Source organism: Nonomuraea marmarensis (assembly GCF_043197025.1).
Classification (GTDB): Bacteria; Actinomycetota; Actinomycetes; order Streptosporangiales; family Streptosporangiaceae; genus Nonomuraea; species Nonomuraea marmarensis.
The window spans coordinates 125,539-145,193 of the sequence record NZ_JBICRM010000001.1; the positions used below are offsets into that span (position 1 = coordinate 125,539).

Sequence of the window (19,655 nt, forward strand, 5' to 3'; positions counted from 1 at the left end):
CCGGACGGCCGCACGCGAAGGCCGGACGGCCCACACGGACCGCCCGGCCTTCGCCCGACGTGCCTAGGAGAGGCCGAGCTGCGCCTCGAAGCGGCCCTCCTCCAGACGGCGCTTCACCGTCGTCAGGAAGCGCGCCGCGTCCGCCCCGTCCACCAGGCGGTGGTCGTAGGTCAGCGCCAGGTACACCATCGACCGCACCGCGATGACCTCGCCCTCGGGCGTGTCGATCACCACGGGCCGCTTCACGACGGCGCCCGTGCCGAGCATGCCGACCTGCGGCTGGTTGAGGATCGGCGTGTCGAACAGGGCCCCGCGGCTGCCCGTGTTCGTCAGCGTGAACGTGCCGCCGGTGATCTCGTCGGGCGTCACCTTGTTGGCGCGCGTGCGCTCGGCCAGGTCGGCCGTCTTGCGGGCGAGCCCGGCCAGGTTGAGGTCGCCGGCGTTCTTGATGACCGCCGCGATCAGGCCCCGCTCGGTGTCGACCGCGATGCCCAGGTGCTCGACGTCGAAGTAGGTGACCTCCATGGTCTCGTTGTTGATCGTCGCGTTGAGCTTCGGGTGCTGCTTGAGCGCCTCGATGGCGGCCATCTCGAAGAACGGCATGAACGACAGCTTGACGCCCTCGCGCCGCAGGAAGTCGGCCTTCGACTGGTCGCGCAGCCGCGCGATCTTGGTGACGTCGACCTCGACCACCGTGGTGAGCTGGGCCGCCGTCTGCAGCGACTCGACCAGCCGCTTCGACATCGTCTGGCGCAGACGCGACATCTTCTCCGTACGGCCGCGCAGCGTCGTGTCGACCTCCACCGCCTCGGGAGCGGCGGCGACCGGAGCCTGCGGGGCCGCAGCCGGAGCAACGGCGACCGGGGCGGGCTGGGCGGCGGGAGCCGGGGCCGCCTGAGCCGCGGCGGCCTGCTCGCGCTGCGCCTTGGCCGCCTCGAGCACATCCTGCTTGCGGATCCGGCCGCCCACGCCGGTGCCGTTGATCGAGTCGAGGTCGACACCGTGCTCGTTGGCGAGCTTGCGCACCAGCGGCGTCACGTAGGGGCTCTCACCCGTGGACGGCAGCGGCGTGGGCTCGGCGGCCGGCGTGGTGGCGATCGGCGACGGCTGCACCGGGGGAGCGGCCTGTGGGGCAGGCGCCGGAGCGGGAGCCGGGGGCGCCGGCGGCGCGGGCTGCGGGATCGAGGAGACAGGAGGAGCCGGCGCGGGCTCGGGCTCCGGCTCGCGCTGCGGAGCCGGCGCGGGGGCCGCTACCGGGGCCGCCGCCGGGGCGCCCGCCTGACCGCTCTCGTCGATGATGGCGAGCTCCGCCCCGACCTCGACCGTCTCGTCCTCAGCCACGACGATCTTGGTGAGGACACCCGCGGACGGCGACGGGATCTCGGTGTCGACCTTGTCGGTCGACACTTCGAGGAGCGGCTCGTCAGCCTCGACGCGCTCGCCCTCCTTCTTCAGCCAACGGGTTACCGTGCCCTCGGTCACGCTCTCGCCGAGCTGGGGCATCTGTACGGAGACCGGCATCGTTATTCTTCTCTCGCGTTCTGATCTCGAGGGCTTGGACTAGTTGTGTACGTGCAGCGGCTTGCCGGCCAGGGCCAGCATCGCCTCACCAACGGCCTCGGACTGGGTCGGGTGTGCATGGACGAGCTGGGCGACCTCTGACGGCAGCGCCTCCCAGTTGTAGATCAGCTGGCCCTCGGTGACGAGCTCACCGATGCGCCGGCCCACCATGTGGACACCGACGACGGGGCCGTCCTTCTGGGCGATGACCTTCACGGCGCCCGAGGTGCCGAGAATCTGGCTCTTGGGGTTTCCCGCGAGGTCGTAGACCTGCTCGACGATCTCGATGCCGCGCTCGGCCGCTTGCGCCGAGGTGATGCCGACCGAGGCCACCTCGGGGTCAGAGTAGGTGATCCGCGGCACGCCCGCGTAGTCGATCGGCGGCGGGTTGAGGCCCGCGATGTGCTCGGCCACCATGATGCCCTCGGCGAACCCGGCGTGCGCGAGCTGCAGCGTCGGGATCAGGTCGCCGATGGCGTAGACGCCGGGCAGGGACGTCTGGCAGTGCTCGTCGACCACGACCGCGCCGCGCTCGACGGTGATGCCCTGCTCCTGGAAGCCCATGCCCGCCGACACCGCGCCCCGGCCGACGGCCACCAGCAGCAGCTCGGCGTCCAGGGTCTTGCCGTTGGCCAGCGTGACGACCACGCCGGTCTCGGTGGTCTTGGCGCTGTCGAAGAAGACGCCGAGCTCGTATTTGATGCCGCGGCGGCGGAAGGCCCGCTCGAGCAGCTTGGAGCTGGACTCCTCCTCGGTCGGCAGCAGGTGCGGCAGCGCCTCGACGATCGTGACCTCGGCCCCGAACGAGCGGTAGACGCTGGCCAGCTCGACGCCGATCACGCCGCCGCCCAGCACGATCACCGAAGTGGGCACGCGGTCCATCTTGAGGGTGTGCTCGCTGGTGATGACGCGCTCGCCGTCGATCTCCAGGCCCGGCAGCGACTTCGGCGCCGAGCCGGTGGCCAGGACGAGGTTGCGGCCCTCGTAGACCTCCTGGCCCACCTGGATCCTGTTGGCGCCGGCCAGCCGGCCCTCGCCCTCGACGACCGTCACGCCCGCGCCCTTGAGCAGGCCCTGCACGCCCTTCCAGGCCCGCGTGACGATCTTGTCCTTGAACGCGTGGACGCCCTGGACGTCGATGCCGTCGAAGCGCGCCTTGACGCCGAACGACTCGCTCTCGCGGGTCTCGTCGGCGACCTCGGCGGAGTGCAGCAGGGCCTTCGTGGGGATGCATCCCCTGTGGAGGCAGGTGCCGCCGATCTTGTCCTTTTCGATCAGGGCGACCGACTTGCCCAGCTCGGCCGCCCGAAGCGCGCAGGCGTAACCGCCGCTGCCGCCACCTAGGACGACGATGTCATAGGCCACAGGAAGGCTCCTTGTCGGGGTGTTCGTGATGCCGTCATCTTTTCATTTGTTTCAGATGCTCGCGTGCCGCTCTGCCAGTCCGATGAGGGTGCGGGTGATGGCGCCCGTGCCGCCCTTCGGCGTGTAACCGTGCGGCTCGCCGCTGTTGAAGGCGGGCCCGGCCATGTCGATGTGGGCCCAGCGCACCCCATCGGGCACGAACTCCTTCAGGAAGATGCCCGCCGCCAGCATGCCGCCCCATCGCTCCGGGTGGAGGTTGGCGATGTCGGCGATCGGCGAGTCGAGACCCTTGCGCAGCTCCTCTGGCAGCGGCATGCCCCAGGCGCCCTCGCCGGCGCCCTTGGCGACCTCGAGGACCAGCTCCCTGACGGCGTCGTCGTTGGACATGACGCCGGCGGTGCGCCAGCCGAGCGCGACGATCTGCGCGCCGGTGAGGGTGGCGACGTCGACGATCACGTCGGGGTCGTCCTCGGCGGCGCGGGCGATGCCGTCCATGAGCACCAGGCGCCCTTCGGCGTCGGTGTCGAGCACCTCGACCGTCTTGCCGCTGTAGCTGTGGATGACGTCGGACGGGCGCTGCGCGGTGCCGCTCGGCAGGTTCTCGGCCAGGCAGAGGTAGCCGACGGCGTTCACCGGCAGGTCGAGCCTGGCGATGCCGATCAGCGCGCCCAGCACGGCGCCCGCGCCGCCCATGTCGGACTTCATCCAGGCCATGGAGGCCGACGGCTTGAGGTTCAGGCCGCCCGAGTCGAACGTGATGCCCTTGCCCACGAACGCCAGCGTCTTGCCCGCGTCCGGGTGGCTGTAGGACAGGCGGACGAGGCGCGGCCCGTTGACCGAGCCCTGGCCGACGCCGACGAGTCCGCCGTAGCCGGCGTCCTTGAGCTGCTGGTCGTCGAGCACCTCCACAGTCAGCCCGGCCTTGCCGCCCGACTGCTCGGCGATCTCGGCGAACTTGGCCGGCCACAGGTCGGAAGGAGGCGTGTTGACCAGGTCGCGGACCAGCGCGACGGACTCGGCCAGCACGCCCGCGCGCTCCGCGATGCCCGCCGGCTGCGCCGAGACCACCGTGAGCTCGGCCACCGGCGCCTTCTGCTCGCCGTTCGTCCGGTAGCGGGAGAACGCGTACGCGCCGAGCAGCCCGCCCAGCGCGACGGCCTCGGCCTCCTCAGGGCTGCCCGCGGGCAGGGCCAGCGCGGCGCGAGAGGTGCCGGCGAGGGAGCGCACGGCGGCCCCCGCGGCCCTGCGCAGGCCCTCGGCGTCAGGGGAGTCGCCCAGGCCGACCGCGACCAGCAGCGGAGCGGCGATGGCGCCGAACGTCGGCAGCTTGGCCAGCTCGCCGGCCTTCCCGGAGAAGGCGACGGCGCTGAGGGAGGCGGCGAGCTTGCCGCCGAAGGCCGCGTCGAGGGATTCGGCGGCTGCGGCGGCACGTGGGCCTTCCTGGCCGGACCTGAAGCCGACGATCAACGCGTCGGTGTCGATGGAGACTGGATCTGCTGAGTTCAGCCGCACAGTGGTCACGTAAACCGATGCTATCCACGGTTTCTACGTACTCACAAACAGGGGTTCATCCTACCAATCAATGGTCAGCGTTTCTCGCGACTTGGTGCTAGTGTCATTAGCACCATGTTGCTGACGCTCGATCTCAACGACGCGCGGCCCCTGCACGAGCAGGTGGCCGCCGCCATCCGGCGCGCCATCGGCGAGGGCTCCTACCTCCCGGGAGACCGCCTGCCGCCGGCCCGCGACCTGGCCCAGGCACTCGGCATCAACTCCAACACCGTGCTGCGCGCGCTGCGCGACCTGCGGGACGAGGGGCTGCTGGAGTTCCGGCGGGGCCGCGGGGTCAGCGTGGCGGGCCGCGCGGACGGCCGCGCGCTACTCGTGCAGCGGGCGCGCGAACTGCTGGACGAGGCCAGGAGGTACGGCTACGGCCGCGACGACCTCATCACCATCCTGGAGGAGCTGTCATGAACCCCCGAGTCCTCATCGCCACCGTGTGGGGCCTGGCCGTCACCGCCGCGCTGGTCCTGCTTCCGCTGGCGCTGCGCGACCGGCTGCCCGATCCGGAGGCCACGCACTGGGGACCCGACGGCGTGGCCAACGGTTCGATGCCGTTCACCGCGAGCGTCGTCGTCGGCGTGCTGCTCTGGGTGGTGCCCTGGCTGGCCGGCCTGGCCTTCGCCGTACCCGGCCGGGCGCTGGACCGCAGGCTCGGCCGGACGTACTGGTGCGGTGCGCTCGCCTTCACCAGCGTGTTCGCGCTCGGCATACGCCTCACCACGCTGCTGGCCAACCTCGACGCGCCCGACTGGACGCACGCCAGGCTGTCGGGATGGCACGTCATCGCGCTCGTCCTCGCCGCTGCCGCCGCCGCGGTGGTGGCCGGCTACCTGGGCAGGGGCGAGCCCGACCAGCCGCGCCCGGAGGGCGAGCGGCCGCCCCGCCTGCGCCTGCGGGCGGGCGAGCGCACGGTCTGGGTCGGCCACGTCTCGAACCCGTGGCTGGTCGCGGTCACCGGGGTCGCGGTCGCCGTCATCGGCGTGCTGGCCGTCCTGCGGCTGATCGGCGTCATCCCCGGCGCCGCCGCGGGCACCGCGCTGCCCGCGCTCGCCCTCGTGCTGGTCGCCGGGGTGATGACCGCGGCGGTCACCGTCCGGGTGAGCGACGACGGGGTCGCGATCGGGTTCGGGCCGCTCGGCTGGCCGGTGCGCAGGATCCGGCTGTCCCAGATCGTCTCGGCGTACCCGGAGGTCCGCCACCCGAGCCAGGTCGGCGGCTGGGGCTTCCGCGGGCTGCCCGGCAGCGCCACCATCATGCTGCGCGGCGGCGATTGCCTGATCATCCGCTACCGTTCTGGCGGTCAGCTCGCGATCAGCATCGACGACGCCGCCCGCGGCGCATCCCTCATCAACGCCCTCATCGCGGAGCGAGTGGAACCATGAAAAGACCTCTCCTCATCTTCATCGTCCTGGCCTTCGGGTTGTCCTGGGCGGCGGTGCTGCCCGTCTGGTTCGACGGCGGGCTGAGCTCGCCGCTGATGGCCGTGTCGCCGTCGCTGATGATGTGCACGCCCGCCGTGGGGGTGCTCGGCGTGTGGGCGGTCTCGCGCACGCCGTTCCGCGAGTGGGCCAGGCAGACCGGCCTGACGCTCGGCGAACGCAAGGGACGCACCGGCGCGCTGGTGCTCGCCGCCTGGCTCGGCGTCCCGCTGCTGGTGCTGCTGGCGATGGGGCTCAGCGCCGCCATCGGGCTGGTGTCGCTGGACCTCGACCAGTTCAGCCTGCTCAGAACGGTGCTGCAGGCGCGCGGCCTGCAGGTCCCCGCCGATCTCGGCACGGCCGCCGTCCTGCAGATCGTGGTCGGGATCGTCGCGGGCCCGGTGGTGAACGCCATCCTGACCTTCGGCGAGGAATGGGGCTGGCGCGGCTGGCTGCTGCCCCGGCTCGTCTCCACGAACGGCATGCTCGCCGGGCTCCTGCTCTCCGGCGCCATCTGGGGCGTCTGGCACGCCCCGCTCACCCTGCTCGGCTACAACTACCCGCGCCTCGGCTCCTGGGCGGCCCTCTACTTCATCGGCTTCTGCGTGCTGGCCGGAGTGCTGATCGGGTGGCTGCGGCTGCGCACGGGCAGCATCTGGCCCGCCGTCGTGGCACACGGCTCGCTGAACGCCATCAACGCGCAGGTCCTCCTGCTCGGCGACGCCGCCGCGCCGCCGAACGAGGTCCTGGTCGGCCTCACCGGGCTGGTGGGCTGGGTCCTGCTGGCCCTGCTCGGCGCGGCCCTGCTCCGCCTCTATCCGGTACGCCGGCCGCAACCGGCCCCCTGACCCCGCCACCGCCCGGTCAGCCCAGCAATACGCACACCACCAGTGCGGCGGCCGTGGCGGTCTCCACGAGCGCGCCCAGGACATCACCCGTGACCCCGCCCAGGCGCCGCCCGGCGTGCCGGAGCAGCAGCAGGGCGACGCCCAGCCCGGCGAGCAGGCCGAGCGGCAACACGAAGCCAGGTCCTGGACCGGTGGCCAGGCCGAGGGCGGCCGTGGCGAGCAGGGCGGCCAGGGTGGCGAGCCAGGGGGCGGAAGGGCGTACCGTGCCCGCTACCATCGCCCCCAGCCCGCCTGGCCGGGCGGCGGGGACGCTCGCCCGGCAGGCCCAGGTCAGCGCCAGCCGCCCCGCCACGCAGGCCGCCACCAGGGCCGGGTACCCCGCCTCCGCCAGCGCGGCCACCTGGATGACCAGGGTGAACACCAGCGCCATCACCCCGAACGGCCCGATGTCCGACTTTTTCATGATGTCGAGCGCCTGAGCGGCGGGCTTGCCGCTCCCGAGCCCGTCCGCGAGATCGGCGAGCCCGTCCAGATGCAGACCCCGGGTCAGCACGGCCAGCAGCCCGAGCGCCAGCGCCGCCGCCAATAACGGCGGCCAGGGAAGGAGCAAGGGCAGTCCGGCGGCCAGGCCCAGCACCAGCCCGACGGCCGGAGCCAGTGTCATCGCCTGCCCCGCGACCTCGCGATCCACCCGCTCGACCCGTACCGGAAAGACGCTGAGCGTGCCGACCGCGAACCGCAGCCCGTGCATCAGCCGCATAACGGACGATCCTAGGGCCCACTAGTGTGGCGGGATGCACGTGGTTGAACTGGAAGGCGTAGGTGTCCGGGTCGTCGGCAAGGCGCTGCTCGACGGGGTCGATTGGCAGGTGGACTACGGCGACCACTGGGTGATCATCGGGCCCAACGGCGCGGGCAAGACGACGCTGCTCTCGCTGGCCGGCGCCGTACGGCATCCCACCGAGGGCACCGTCAGGGTGCTCGGCCACCAGCTCGGCCGGGTGGACCTGCGGGAGTTGCGCCGCCACATCGGCCTGGTCGCCTCCAGCCAGCGGCTGATCGACGAGGAGCTGATGGAGGAGGAGGGCGCGACCGCGCACACCGTGGTGCTCACCGGGCACACGGGGACGAGCGTTCCGCTGTGGGACAAGTACGGCGAGATCGAGCGCGACCGGGCCCACCGGCTGCTGGCCGACCTGGGGTGCAAGGACCTGGCGGACCGGCCGTTCCGGGTGTGCTCCCAGGGGGAGCGGGCCAGGATCAGGGTGGCCAGGGCGCTCATGGCGGACCCGGCGGTGCTGCTGCTCGACGAGCCGTTCGCGGGGCTCGACCTGCCCGCGCGGGAGGACCTGATCACCGCCGTCGAGGACCTGGCCACGACCCGGCCCGTCCTGACCACCGTGATCGTGACGCACCACCTGGAGGAGGTGCCCGCGACGACCACACACGCGATGCTGATGGGCGACGCCCGGGTGCTGGCCGCCGGGCCGGTGGCGGACGTGCTCACCCCGGCGAACCTCTCCGACTGCTTCGGCCGCTCACTCCACGTGGACCGCCTCGACGGCCGCTGGTACGCCCGGGCCGTCCGCCCGTAACCGGCCCGGCGCAGGCGTCTGAGCGCTGTCACAGTTCGAGCAGGCGTCCCGCGACCACGAGCGCCACGTACTCGGACTCGGCGGCGAGGCGTTCGTTGAGCCGTCCGAGCGCGTCCCTGAACGCCCGCCCGCTGGCCGTGGCGGGCACCACGCCCATTCCCACCTCGTCGGACACCGCCACGATCCGCTGCGGCGCCTGCCGCCACGCCGCCACCAGCTCGTCGCAACGGGCGGTGACCGGTGCGCGGTCGCCCTCCCAGGCCCCGTGCTCGTCGAACACCGCCGCCAGCCAGGTGCCGAGCCCGTCGATCAGCAGCGGCGTGGTGGCGTCCCTGATCGCCGCGGCGAGGCCGGTGGTCTCGGCCGTCGCCCAGTGCGCGGGCCGCCGCTCCCGGTGCGCCCGCACCCGCGCCGCCCACTCGTCGTCGCCCGCGCCGTCCGGGCCGGTGGCGACATAGGTGACGTACGGTTCCGCCGCCAGCCGCAGCTCGGCCTCGGCCGACTTCCCCGACCGGGAACCGCCCAGCAACAACGCCCGCCGGGCGCCCCGCTCGGCTCCGGCCGCCGCTAGCGGTCCCACTCCGCTTTCCAGCTCCGTCCCGTCGGGGACGCTTTCCAGCTCCGTCCCGTCGGGAAGGGCGAGTGCGCCCCACAAGCGCAGCCGCCTGGCCAGCTCCTCCTCCGACCGCACCCGATGATCCAGCCCGACGGCCACCACCAGGGTCGCGTCGTCAGCCAGCCCCGCCCGGCGCAGCTCACCGAGCCGTTCCGGCCGGTCGAGGAGGTCGATCAGCACCACGTCGTACCGAGCCGGCCCATCCACGGGCGCAGGCACAGGCACGGGCCGCCCCGACGGCAGGCAGAGGAGCCCCGAACCGTCGGGACCGGTCAGCCCCAGGCCGCCCGCGCAGGCCCGGTACCCCGCCGGCAGGTCGACGAAGGGGAACCGGACCACGCCGTCCACGACCAGCTCGAACGGGCGGCGATGGGCGGACGGCAGCCCGGCGCACGAAGCGCATCCGCAGCCGGGTTCCGGCCAGCCCGCGCCGCCGCCCGTACCGGAGAGAAGGACTTTCACCGCGCCGAGCGTACCGACACCTATCGGGCGGGGGACTTCGCGCGGCGGCGGGTGGCCACCACCGCGCCGCCGGCGAGCAGGGCGAGCGCGCCCGCGCCGCCCGCGATCAGCGCGATCGGCGGTCCGCCGCCCTGGTCGGCGGCAGGGGCGGTGGCGGCGCCGAGGTCGGTGCCGCCCTTCTCCCTGGCCGGGTAGTCGTCGACGGTGACGACGTCGCCCTGGGCGTTCACGCGCACCCTGGCCGCCGAGGCGAGGAGCTGGGCGGTGGTGGCGTCCTCGGCACCCGCCACGCACTTGACCGCCCCCTGGGCGGGCGGCCGGTCGCCGGGGTAGGCGTCGGCGTCCCCGTCGCCGAAGTCCACCGCCACCACCACGCGCTTGTGCCCGGAGGCGGCGGCGTCCTTGCCGCACACGGCCTGGAACGACGGCTGGTCCCCGCCGGGGGACTCGGCCGCCGGAGCTCGGGCGCCGTCGAGCGCCACCGAGAAGCGCCAGCCGATGACGGACCCGTCCGGCGGCGCGTCCTTGGCCGTGGCCGCCAGCCAGGCCGTGCCGTCGCTCTGCCACACGCTCCACACGCGGGTGGCGTTCGGGTCGGCCGCGCCGGGGACCGGGTCGTTGGGATCGATGGAAGGTGAGGCGAGGGCGGAGAAGGGGAGAGAGAGGAAGGCGGCCGCCCCGAGGGCGACTCCAGCCGCAACACGATACGCGCGCAGCATTCGATTGACCTCCAAGCTCGGGAGTAGGGTTCCAGTGCCTGCGGAGGGTGCGCCGGCGAACCCGCGGAAAAGGAGCGTATGGCATGACATGGCGGTGGCGTTATGAAAATGCAAATGGTGGTGAGGTGACAGATCGCCCTTTGCCGCGAGAAGTTTTTCCGAGCCAGGCGGACGCCGAGTCGTGGCTCGGCGAAAACTGGCGTGACCTGCTCGAATCCGGGGTTGAGCAGGTGGCTTTGCTGGATGAGGACCGCGTTGAATACGCGGGAATGTCATTGCGTCCGGAGTGAATTCCGGGTAACTGAAAAACCCCTTGAGCGCAGTTGTGGCTCAAGGGGTTTTTGATGGTGCGAGGGGTTATGAACGGGTGCGCGGGCTCACGGTCTTGGCGGGGTCGCGCTCCACGACCTCGCCGAGCACGTCGTCGATCCGCTTCAGCACGTCGGCCTCGAGCTTGACGCCCGCCGCCTTGACGTTGTCACGCACCTGCTCGGGCCGGCTGGCGCCGACGATGGCGCTGGAGACGTTCGGGTTCTGCAGAACCCAGGCGATGGCCAGCTGCGCCATGCTCAGGCCGAGGTCGGCGGCGAGCGGCTTGAGCTCCTGTACGCGGGTGAGCACGTCGTCGTTCATGAACCGCGCGATCATGGCGCTGCCGCCACTGGCGTCGGTCGCCCGGGAGCCCTCGGGTGGCTGCCGGCCGGGCACGTACTTGCCGGTGAGCACGCCCTGACCGATCGGGGACCAGACGATCTGGCCGATGCCCTCCTTCTCGCTCAGCGGCACGACCTCGGCCTCAATGACCCGCCACAACATGGAGTACTGGGGCTGGCTCGACACGATCCGGTCGAAGCCCATCTCGTCGGCAATCTTCAGGGCCTGGGCGATCTGCTCGGCGTTCCACTCGCTGACGCCGAGGTAGAGGACCTTCCCCTGGCGTACGAGGTCGTCGAAAGTCTTGAGGGTCTCCTCCAGAGGTGTCTCGTAGTCGAAACGGTGCGCCTGGTACAGGTCGACATAGTCGGTCTGCAGGCGGCGCAGCGAGCCGTTGATCGATTCGGTGATGTGCTTGCGCGACAGGCCGCGGTCGTTCTGGCCGGGACCCGTCGGCCAGTAGACCTTGGTGAAGATCTCCAGCGACTCCCTGCGCACGCCCTTCAGCGCCCGGCCGAGCACCTCCTCGGCCTTCGTCCCCGCGTAGACGTCCGCGGTGTCGAACGTGGTGATGCCCTCGTCGAGCGCCGCCTGCACACACTGCTTGGCGGCGTCCTCCTCGACCTGGGAGCCGTGGGTGAGCCAGTTGCCATAGCTGATCTCGCTGACTTTGAGGCCGCTGCGACCAAGGTGTCGAAATTCCATGCATCCGACCTTAATGCCGGTCCATAGGGTGATTCGTTTCGGGATAGGGTGCGCGACGTGCTGAAGCTCGTACGGCTGGCGCTGACGGCGGCCATCCTGACCGCGATAGTGGTACGGCTGCGCCGCCGCGCCCGCCTGCCCGCCAGGGAGCCCGCGCACCCGGCGCCCAGGCCGGCCAGGAGCACGCGGATGGGCCTGGTGTGGGCCGCCATCGCGGCGATCGTGGCCGTCACCCTGGCGGCCGCCGTGATCCCCACGGAGACGCAGGAGGCCGAGGCGGCGGCGTGGCGGACCTATCAGGCCGAGCAGGACGCCCTGACCGCCGAGCTGCTGAAGCAGCAGTCCGAGACCTCCGAGGGGTCGCAGGCGAGCACCCCCGGCCCGGCGCCGACCGGCTCGGCGGCCGCCTGGACGCCGGCCCCCGTGCCCACCGGGCTGGAGCCGGAGATCCCCGACCCCAACTGCTCGCCCGCGCTCCGCCCCGTCACCGTGCGGCCGATCGGCCCGAAGGTCAGGCGGGCCGTGGACCGGCAGTGGCGGCGGATCGAGCGGTGGCTCAAGGCGAACGCGCCCCGCACGTACCGCACACTCGGGGCCCCGGGCAGGGCGCGCACGATCGCCGTCGCCGAGTCCCAGATGGGCGTGGACTTCCCCGACGACCTGAGGGCCTCGCTCCTGCGGCACAACGGCTCACGAGGGACTTGGGCGTCCAGGTTCGGCTTCTGGTTCGGCGGCGCGGCCAATCTCGGCACGCGCGAGATCAGGGACACCTGGCGCTGGATGTGCTCATGGGAGCGCGCCGACTACGGCACCGACCCGAGCATCGAGTACTGGAACGGCAGGATGATCCCGTTCCTCGCCTTCGCGGAGCGGGACAACGAGGACATGCCGTATGCCGTGGTCGACTCCGCGGGGGGCGCCGTCGGGTGGGACGACACGATCTCAGGCATGGCGCCGAGGAAGCCGTCGTACTACGCGCTGATGCGGGCCGTCGCCGATGCCCTGGAACAGGGCACGGAGATCGACGGCTGGCGGCCCGCAGTCAAGCGCGGCGTGTTGCGCTGGGAGACGCCATGACGGAGGCCCAGAGCAACGAAATTTCGGAAAATTTTCGTCACTTCTTGGCAGGCACCGGCTTGCCGCCAGGCAACACCTGAGGCGGTGGGAAACGCAGCCGGCGGATCTGCAGCGCCCGCATCGCCGCGTAGAAGCCCACGCCCCTGACGCTCTCGTTGGGCAGCTTCTCCGCCACCTGCTTCTTCACCTTCCACGCCACGTAGACCGAGGTGAAGAGCACGCCGATCATCATGATCGGCCAGCCGACCGTGATCACGACATTGAGCACCTGGGTGCGGATCTCGACGGGCCACGGCACCCATGTCGCCAGCAGGATCAGTAGCGAGAACGGCAGGAAATACTGGCTGGGCAGCCGCCGCGAGTCGACCCAGTCACGCGCGAACTTGCGCGCCGGGCCCTTGTCACGAGCAGGAAAATACCGCTCGTCACCTGCGAGCATGCCTCGTCTGGCCCTGTCGCGGTCAGAGGCCTGCTTGGCCCGCGTCTGCCGATAGGCCTCTTTGCGGTCCTTCGGCGCGGAGACCAGCTGGCGCCGTTTGCCTTCGGCATCCCGGCGTTTGGGTGTGGGACGACCTTTACCCTGGGGCTTAGGATCGTCAGCGGGGACGGGGGTGTCGTCCACGGAGGTTTGGGATCGGCGTCGCAGCACGACGTCAACCCTACCTGGACTGCAACTTAGTGACGCCCCCGTGCGTTATGCGTAGGGTAATCCCAAGGCGGCTGCGCTGCATTGGGTGAACACCAGCACGACCTAGAAGGGGACGGCCGACGCGCATGAGCGTGATGAAGAGACTTTCGATGATCTTCAAGTCCAAGGCCAACAAGGCCCTGGACAAGATGGAGGATCCACGCGAGACCCTCGACTACTCCTACCAGCGGCAACTCGAGCTGCTGCAGAAGGTGCGCCGGGGAGTGGCCGACGTCGCCACCTCGCGTAAAAGGGTAGAGCTGCAGATAACCGGCCTCGAGAAGCAGGCCACGCGCTACGAAGACCAGGGTCGCAAGGCGCTGTCCGTCGGGCGTGAGGACCTCGCCAGGGAGGCGCTGCAGCGCCGGTCCGGTCTGCAGACGCAGATGGCCGATCTCAAGGTCCAGCACGACAACCTGCAGGCCGAGGAGGAGAAGCTGACCACGGCTTCCCAGCGGCTGCAGGCCAAGGTCGACTCCTTCCGTACGAAGAAGGAGACCATCAAGGCGACGTACACCGCCGCGGAGGCGCAGACGCGCATCAACGAGGCGTTCTCCGGCATCTCTGAGGAGATGGGCGACGTCGGCCTGGCGATCCAGCGTGCCGAGGACAAGACGGCGCAGATGCAGGCCCGCGCGGGCGCGATCGACGAGCTGCTGGCCAGCGGCGCGCTCGACGACTACACCGGCGCCCGCGGCGACGACATCCAGGCCGAGCTCGACCGCATGGGCGGCGGCATGGACGTCGAGCTGGAGCTGGCCAGGATGAAGTCCGAGCTGGGCCAGGGTCCCGCGCCGAAGAGCGCCATCGAGCAGGGTCAGCCGCAGCAGCAGGCCCAGCCGCAGTCGCAACCTCAGCAGCAGGGTCAGGGCCAGGGTCAGACCCAGCAACTGCATCAGCCCGGGGAGGGCGCATGATTGTCAGGATCATGGGCGAGGGCCAGGTGGAGATCTCCGCCGACGACATCTCGATCCTCAACGAGCTGGACAGCGAGCTCGAAGCGGCCATCGACGCGAGCGACGAGAACGAGTTCCGCGCCAAGCTGCACGCATTGCTCGACAAGGTGCGCCACGTAGGCAAGGCGCTCCCCGATGACAGCCTTGAGCCGTCAGAGCTGATCCTTCCCCCCGCGGACGCCTCGATCGAGGAGGTCCGGGAGATGCTGGGCGACCAGGGCCTCATCCCGGGCTGATCCCCGTGCGTACACGGTTCGCGTCCGACCGCGGCCTGACCAGCCGCATGGTCGTGACGATGTTCCTGCTCGGGCTGCTCTACGTGGTGTTCGTCGGCGTCCTGATCGCCCTCGGCGTACAGGCGCTGACCGTGCTGGTGATCGCAGGGGGTCTGCTGTTCGTGCAGTACTTCCTGTCCGACCGCATCGCGTTGTTCGCGATGCACGGGCGGGAGGTCTCACCGCAGGAGGCCCCGGAGTTGCACGGCCTGATCGACCGGCTGTGCGCGCTGGCCGACATGCCCAAGCCGCGGGTGGCGATCGCGGATTCCGACGTCCCCAACGCGTTCGCCACCGGCCGCAACCAGAAGCGGGCGGTCGTCTGCGTGACGACCGGCATCCTGCGCCGGCTGGAGCCTCAGGAGCTCGAGGGCGTGATCGCCCACGAGTTGTCGCACGTCGCGCACCGCGACGTCGCCGTGATGACGATCGCCTCGTTCCTGGGCATCATGGCGGGGCTCATGACCAGGTTCGCCCTCTACACCGGCCTCGGCGGCCGCCGCGGCAACGGCCAGGGCGGACTGCCCATCGGGCTGATCATCCTGCTGGTCTCGGCCCTCGTGTACGCCATCAGCTTCCTGCTCACCCGCGCCCTGTCGCGCTATCGCGAGCTGGCCGCCGACCGGGCGGGCGCGCTGCTCACGCAACGACCGTCGGCCCTGGCCAGCGCGCTGACCAAGATCACCGGCGACATGTCCAGGATCCCGACCCGGGACCTGCGCGAGGCGGAGCCGTTCAACGCCTTCTACTTCGCGCCCGCGCTGACCGGGGGCCAGGGGCTGGCGACGCTGTTCGCCACGCACCCGCCGCTCGAACGGCGGCTGGAGCAACTGGCGAACATCTCCAAGCAACTCGGAAGGGGCTGAAACCGGATGGGCTGGCTCGACGCGTTGCTGGGCCGGTCCAAGCCGGTCAAGCCCAACCTCGACGCGCTGTTCGCGCTGCCGTCCGCGGCCGTGACGCTGCAGGCCGCGACCGGTCTCGTTCCCACCGGTCTCGGCTCTGTGGCGTTCCGGGCCGCGGAGGGCGGCGCGTTCGCCACGCTCGAACGCGACGTCAAGGAGCTGCTCGGGGGGCGCGTCGAGGAGTCCGATGACGGCTATGGCTACACCTGGCTGATGGTACGCCGCGCGCCCGACGCGGTGAGCGACCTGGTGACGGAGTTGCATGCGGTGAACTCGTCGCTGGAGGGGGCCGGGTTCGGGCCTTCGCTGCTGTGCTCGCTGGTGTCGTTCGCCGCACCGGACGGCAGGCGGCTGGCGGTCGTGTACCTGTACAAACGGGGCACGTTCTACCCGTTCGCGCCGCTGGCCGGTCAGCGGCGGGACAACGCGCTCGAACTGCAGGCCAGGGGCGTGCTGGAGGGCGAGCTGCCGCTGGAACAAGACCTCAGCCGCTGGTTCCCGGTCTGGGGCGCTCCCGGGCTCTGACGGGGCGCTGCGGGCCTGTCGTCGCTCAGGGTGATCTAATGATCACGTGGAGCGAAGGTTGTTCGTGTTCGCGGCTTCGGCGTTCATCGTGGCGGCGGTGCTGGGCAGCGCGTGGATCACCGGCCAGTTCACCACGCCGGCGGTCGACAGGACCGACGGGTACGTCAGCGAGCTGGCCGCCCGCGACCAGCCGTGGACGCGCCTGTTCAGGGTCAGCGACGCGCTGTCGGGGCTGGCGTGCGCGTTCGGCGTGGCGCTCGTGCCGCGGGTGGCGCGCGAGTGGCGGGGCTGGCTGGCGCTGGCCGCGTTCGGGCTGTTCACCTTCGTGGCCGGGCTGTTCCCGCTGGACTGCGCCGCGCTGAGCGATCCGGCCTGCGGGCAGCGCGCGATCTCGTACGGGCACCGCGTGCACACGCTGGCGGGGGCGCTCGCCACGCTCGCCGTGCTGGCCGCCATGGTGCTGATCAGCTCGCGGTGGCGGTCGTGGGTGTCGTGGTTGTTCACGTGGCTGAGCCTGGCGGCCACGCTGCTGACCGCGGCCGCCCACGCCGACCGGCACGGGGTGGGGATCGCGCATCGGGCGCAGCTCACGATGTTCGCGGTCTGGCTGGTGTACGCGGCGGTCCACCTGCTCATCACCGACGACGACCAGGCTGCGGAGCACGGTTCGCCCAACTGGGCCGGGCAGGGACCGGGCCCGGCGGCGGGCCCGACGGCGGGCGCTGGGGCGGGCGGGGCCGATGGGTACGGGCCGCCGCATGTGGTCGTGCAGGGCGCCGGTCCCGCGGTGCTCATCACGGCCGGACCCGGGGGCGCCTGGTTCCACTGGGACCGGGTGGCCGGGGACCTGGCCGGCAGCCGCCGCGTCATCCGCTTCGACCGCCCGGGCCTCGGCCTCAGCCCCCGCTCGCCCACCCCACCCGACCTGTACGCCGAGGTCGCCCGCCTGGCCGCGCTGGCCCCCGCCCACCCGGAACAGGTGACCGTCGTCGCCCACGGCGTGGCCTGCTGGCACGCGGAGGCGTTCGCCAGGCTGCACCCGCTGCGCGTGGCCAAGCTCGTCCTGGTGGACCCGGCCTGCGCCGTGACCCGCAGGCCGTTCGCGCCGGCCAGGACCGCCGGCCGGTGGTTGCCCGCCCTGGGCGGCACGTGGGGGGCGACCGTCCTGGCCCGCCTGACGGGACCCGCCGCGCACCGGCTGCTCACCGGCGTACCCGACCCGTCCGGCGTCTACAGCATGGGCAAGGTGCCCGTCGCGGTGGCGGGGGAGTGGCTGGCCCGCCGCGACATGGCCGCCGACCTGCGCCGGGTCAGGGCGGAGAAGCCGTTCCCCGACGTTCCGGTCACCGTGATCAGCCCGGGAGAGAGGGACGGCCGTCAGGAACGGCTGGCGGGCGACCTCGGGGCCAAGCTCGTCCGCCTGCCGGAATCCGGGCACCAGGTCCAGCTCGACGACCCGGAGGCGATCGTCGACGCCGTGTTAGCCGTACCCGGCAGTGATCTGGCGCCTTGGCGGAACACGTGACGGGGAGCCGCGCGACGCACCAGAATGGCGAGAAAGACGCCATATGTGGGGGTTGTACATGCCGGATCTCGCGGCTCCGAGGCCAGGGGATCCCGCGTCGGTGGGGGAGTACGCGGTGGCCGGGCGGCTGGGCGAGGGCGGGCAGGGGATCGTCTACCTCGCCACCGCGCCGGACGGTGCCAAGGTGGCGCTCAAACTCCTGCGCGCGGACCTGGCCGGGAACGCCGAGGCGTCGGAGCGGTTCGTCCGCGAGGTGGCGATGGCCCGGCGGGTGGCGCCGTTCTGCACGGCCCAGGTGATCGAGACCGGGTTGTTCGGCGGCCGGCCTTACATCGTGAGCGAGTACATCGACGGCCCCACGCTGGCCGACGTCGTACGGACGCAGGGGCCGCGCTCGGGCACCTCCCTGCACCGGCTCGCGATCGGTACCATCACCGCGCTGGTCGCCATCCACCAGGCGGGCATCGTGCACCGCGACTTCAAGCCGTCCAACGTGGTGCTGGCCTCCGACGGCCCCCGAGTGATCGACTTCGGCATCGCCAGGGCGCTCGACCTCACCTCGACGCTCACGGGGGCCGCGATCGGAACGCCGTCGTACATGGCGCCCGAGCAGCTCACGGAGTCGAGCCCGGGGCCGAAGTCGGACATGTTCGCGTGGGCGTGCACGTTGTTGTTCGCCGCGTCGGGGCAGGCGCCGTTCGGGACCGACAGCCTGGCGGCGGTGGTCAACCGGATCATGCACACCGAGCCGGACGTCGCCGCCATCGAGGACCCGGCCCTGCGCGCGCTGGTGACGGACTGCCTGGCCAAGGACCCGGCGCGCCGGCCGTCGGCGAACGACGCCCTCATGCGCCTGCTCGGCCACACCCCCGCACCCCAGCCCTCCGGCCCCCTCCAATTCCAGCCTCCTGGCTCCTTCCAGCCCTCTGGCCCCTTCCAGCCTCCCGGCACCGTCCAGCCTCAGTTCACCGGCCCCCTCCAGTCCGAGCCTTCCGGCCTTCTTCAGCAGGGCAGCGCGGCGGCCGCGTCGGGGCCGGTCCCGCGGGCGTACCCGCGGCAGCCCCGCCCCTTCCACCCGGGCCCGCCGACGCAGCCCACTGCGAGGAGGGCCACGGGCTGGATCATCGCGGGGAGCATCGCGGGCGCGCTGGCGCTCGTGGCGACCAGCGCCTTCGTCGCCGTCCGCCTCAGCGCCCTCCCCGGCCGCACCACCTCCCCCACACCGACACCCACCCTCTCGTCATCCGCACCCTCGCCCACGACGCCGACCCCCACGCCGTCGCCCACGAGCCGTTCGATCGCCCTCCCCGGCACGTCGGTGGAGATCGAGGAGCACGAGGACGACCCCATCAAGCTCGCCTCCTACACCCTGGACAGCGGCAAGCGCCTCTACGTCAAAAAGCACGCGACCGGCGCCTTCACCCCCGAGAACCGCTATTTCGAGTACGCGCTCAACCCCGAAACCAACCTGGCCCTCGGCACCGACGTGGACTACAGCACCGACTACTACGCGACGGTGTCCATCATCGACCACGTCACCGACAGGAAACGCGTCGTCAAGCTCAGCCCCAAGCCGGTCTACCCCACGACGCCCCGCTGGTCTCCAGACGGCGAGTACGGCCTGGTCACCCTCTACAAGGGCACGGACGGCAACACCGTCGCATACGGCTACGGCATCATCGACGTGGCCAACGACAAGGGCCGGGTGTTCGAGATCAAGGAGACGGGCGCGGGGGAGTGGCGCTTCTTCTGGGACGCGGACGGCCAGGCGGTCGGGACCTGGGTGGGGGGCAAGATGAAGTTCTACGACCTGAACGGCGAACTCCTGCGCACCTTGCCGGACGCGGGTTCGCCGGTGTGGGTGGAAGGGGACGACATCTCACCGTCGGGCACCCGCTTCCTGGCCCACTGCACGACGGCGGGCACCTCGCTCTGCGCCCGCTCTACCTCGGGCGACGACACGGGCCCGGTCACCATCCCGGTCACCAGCAACAGGCTCATCGGATGGTGGGACGACGATCACCTGGCGGTGTGGCGTACCAAGGGGGCCGGGTACGAGGCCGTGGTCGTCGACATGTCGGGGCAGGTGAGCCGGGTGCTGGCGACCGCGCCCAGGAAGGCCGAGTTCGACAAGATGGGCTTCCGCTTCAGCCGTACCGCTTCGTAGAGGGGCGTCAGCGAAGCGGTCGATCCTTCGCC

20 protein-coding genes are annotated in these 19,655 nt (G+C 71.5%); 12 read left to right on the top strand and 8 right to left on the bottom strand.

The window, feature by feature from the left end; translation table 11 throughout:
- Positions 1-63: 63 nt before the first annotated feature.
- Genes sucB through ACFLIM_RS00675 form a run of 3 tightly spaced genes read right to left on the bottom strand, consistent with a single transcriptional unit; the run spans position 64 to position 4,446 of the window.
- Positions 64-1,521: a 2-oxoglutarate dehydrogenase, E2 component, dihydrolipoamide succinyltransferase gene (sucB, locus tag ACFLIM_RS00665; RefSeq protein WP_393160698.1), complete on the bottom strand. Its 1,458-nt coding sequence runs from the start codon at positions 1,519-1,521 to the stop codon at positions 64-66.
- 39 nt (positions 1,522-1,560) lie between these two features.
- On the bottom strand, positions 1,561-2,925 hold the full coding sequence (gene lpdA, locus ACFLIM_RS00670; protein WP_393160700.1) for a dihydrolipoyl dehydrogenase: 1,365 nt from the start codon (positions 2,923-2,925) through the stop codon (positions 1,561-1,563).
- Between the two features lie 51 nt (positions 2,926-2,976).
- On the bottom strand, positions 2,977-4,446 hold the full coding sequence (locus ACFLIM_RS00675; protein ID WP_393160702.1) for a leucyl aminopeptidase: 1,470 nt from the start codon (positions 4,444-4,446) through the stop codon (positions 2,977-2,979).
- 105 nt (positions 4,447-4,551) lie between these two features.
- Between ACFLIM_RS00675 and ACFLIM_RS00680 the strand changes: the two genes are divergently transcribed.
- From ACFLIM_RS00680 to ACFLIM_RS00690, 3 genes are read left to right on the top strand one after another with little or no spacing between them, the layout of a single operon-like run.
- On the top strand, positions 4,552-4,899 hold the full coding sequence (locus tag ACFLIM_RS00680) for a GntR family transcriptional regulator (protein ID WP_393160704.1): 348 nt from the start codon (positions 4,552-4,554) through the stop codon (positions 4,897-4,899).
- A complete protein-coding gene (locus ACFLIM_RS00685; protein WP_393160706.1) occupies positions 4,896-5,870 on the top strand; it encodes a hypothetical protein in 975 nt (324 codons plus the stop codon). Before ACFLIM_RS00680 ends, ACFLIM_RS00685 begins: the two co-directional genes overlap by 4 nt.
- Positions 5,867-6,754 (top strand): CPBP family intramembrane glutamic endopeptidase, encoded by an 888-nt coding sequence (locus ACFLIM_RS00690; protein WP_393160708.1) that lies wholly within the window; start codon positions 5,867-5,869, stop codon positions 6,752-6,754. Before ACFLIM_RS00685 ends, ACFLIM_RS00690 begins: the two co-directional genes overlap by 4 nt.
- A 16-nt stretch (positions 6,755-6,770) precedes the next feature.
- On the opposite strand, the gene ACFLIM_RS00695 is transcribed toward ACFLIM_RS00690, so the two are convergent.
- Positions 6,771-7,514, bottom strand: a complete 744-nt coding sequence (locus ACFLIM_RS00695) for an adenosylcobinamide-GDP ribazoletransferase (protein WP_393160710.1) — start codon at positions 7,512-7,514, stop codon at positions 6,771-6,773.
- Positions 7,515-7,548: 34 nt separating this feature from the next.
- Here ACFLIM_RS00695 and ACFLIM_RS00700 point away from each other — a divergent pair, with 34 nt between their 5' ends.
- Complete coding sequence (locus ACFLIM_RS00700; RefSeq protein WP_393160712.1) at positions 7,549-8,349, top strand: ABC transporter ATP-binding protein; 801 nt, start codon at positions 7,549-7,551, stop codon at positions 8,347-8,349.
- Positions 8,350-8,377: 28 nt separating this feature from the next.
- Here the strand turns inward: ACFLIM_RS00700 and ACFLIM_RS00705 are convergent, their stop codons facing one another.
- On the bottom strand, positions 8,378-9,427 hold the full coding sequence (locus ACFLIM_RS00705; protein ID WP_393160714.1) for a bifunctional adenosylcobinamide kinase/adenosylcobinamide-phosphate guanylyltransferase: 1,050 nt from the start codon (positions 9,425-9,427) through the stop codon (positions 8,378-8,380).
- Between the two features lie 20 nt (positions 9,428-9,447).
- On the bottom strand, positions 9,448-10,146 hold the full coding sequence (locus tag ACFLIM_RS00710) for an SCO2322 family protein (protein ID WP_393160716.1): 699 nt from the start codon (positions 10,144-10,146) through the stop codon (positions 9,448-9,450).
- An 83-nt stretch (positions 10,147-10,229) separates the two neighbouring features.
- Between ACFLIM_RS00710 and ACFLIM_RS00715 the strand changes: the two genes are divergently transcribed.
- Positions 10,230-10,436, top strand: a complete 207-nt coding sequence (locus tag ACFLIM_RS00715; protein WP_393160718.1) for a hypothetical protein — start codon at positions 10,230-10,232, stop codon at positions 10,434-10,436.
- 67 nt (positions 10,437-10,503) lie between these two features.
- Here ACFLIM_RS00715 and ACFLIM_RS00720 read toward each other — a convergent pair whose 3' ends face one another.
- On the bottom strand, positions 10,504-11,505 hold the full coding sequence (locus ACFLIM_RS00720; RefSeq protein WP_393160720.1) for an aldo/keto reductase family protein: 1,002 nt from the start codon (positions 11,503-11,505) through the stop codon (positions 10,504-10,506).
- Positions 11,506-11,562: 57 nt separating this feature from the next.
- Here ACFLIM_RS00720 and ACFLIM_RS00725 point away from each other — a divergent pair, with 57 nt between their 5' ends.
- Positions 11,563-12,582 (top strand): SMI1/KNR4 family protein, encoded by a 1,020-nt coding sequence (locus tag ACFLIM_RS00725; protein WP_393160722.1) that lies wholly within the window; start codon positions 11,563-11,565, stop codon positions 12,580-12,582.
- A 37-nt stretch (positions 12,583-12,619) separates the two neighbouring features.
- Here ACFLIM_RS00725 and ACFLIM_RS00730 read toward each other — a convergent pair whose 3' ends face one another.
- The gene (locus ACFLIM_RS00730; protein WP_393160724.1) at positions 12,620-13,231 is read right to left on the bottom strand and encodes a DUF3043 domain-containing protein; all 612 of its coding nucleotides are present in this window, start codon (positions 13,229-13,231) and stop codon (positions 12,620-12,622) included.
- 125 nt (positions 13,232-13,356) lie between these two features.
- Between ACFLIM_RS00730 and ACFLIM_RS00735 the strand changes: the two genes are divergently transcribed.
- Genes ACFLIM_RS00735 through ACFLIM_RS00760 form a run of 6 tightly spaced genes read left to right on the top strand, consistent with a single transcriptional unit; the run spans position 13,357 to position 19,623 of the window.
- A complete protein-coding gene (locus ACFLIM_RS00735) occupies positions 13,357-14,187 on the top strand; it encodes a PspA/IM30 family protein (protein WP_393160726.1) in 831 nt (276 codons plus the stop codon).
- The gene (gene pspAA, locus ACFLIM_RS00740) at positions 14,184-14,462 is read left to right on the top strand and encodes a PspA-associated protein PspAA (RefSeq protein WP_393160728.1); all 279 of its coding nucleotides are present in this window, start codon (positions 14,184-14,186) and stop codon (positions 14,460-14,462) included. The genes ACFLIM_RS00735 and pspAA overlap by 4 nt, the downstream gene beginning before the upstream one ends.
- Before the next feature lie 5 nt (positions 14,463-14,467).
- A complete protein-coding gene (gene htpX / locus ACFLIM_RS00745) occupies positions 14,468-15,367 on the top strand; it encodes a zinc metalloprotease HtpX (protein ID WP_393160730.1) in 900 nt (299 codons plus the stop codon).
- Positions 15,368-15,373: 6 nt separating this feature from the next.
- Positions 15,374-15,931 carry a PspA-associated protein PspAB gene (gene pspAB / locus ACFLIM_RS00750; protein WP_393160732.1) on the top strand — a complete coding sequence of 186 codons (558 nt, stop codon included), beginning with the start codon at positions 15,374-15,376 and terminating at the stop codon, positions 15,929-15,931.
- Positions 15,932-15,977: 46 nt separating this feature from the next.
- Positions 15,978-17,456, top strand: a complete 1,479-nt coding sequence (locus ACFLIM_RS00755) for an alpha/beta fold hydrolase (RefSeq protein ID WP_393160734.1) — start codon at positions 15,978-15,980, stop codon at positions 17,454-17,456.
- A gap of 58 nt (positions 17,457-17,514) precedes the next feature.
- Positions 17,515-19,623, top strand: coding sequence for a protein kinase domain-containing protein (locus ACFLIM_RS00760; protein WP_393160736.1), 2,109 nt, complete (start codon positions 17,515-17,517; stop codon positions 19,621-19,623).
- Positions 19,624-19,655: the final 32 nt, after the last annotated feature.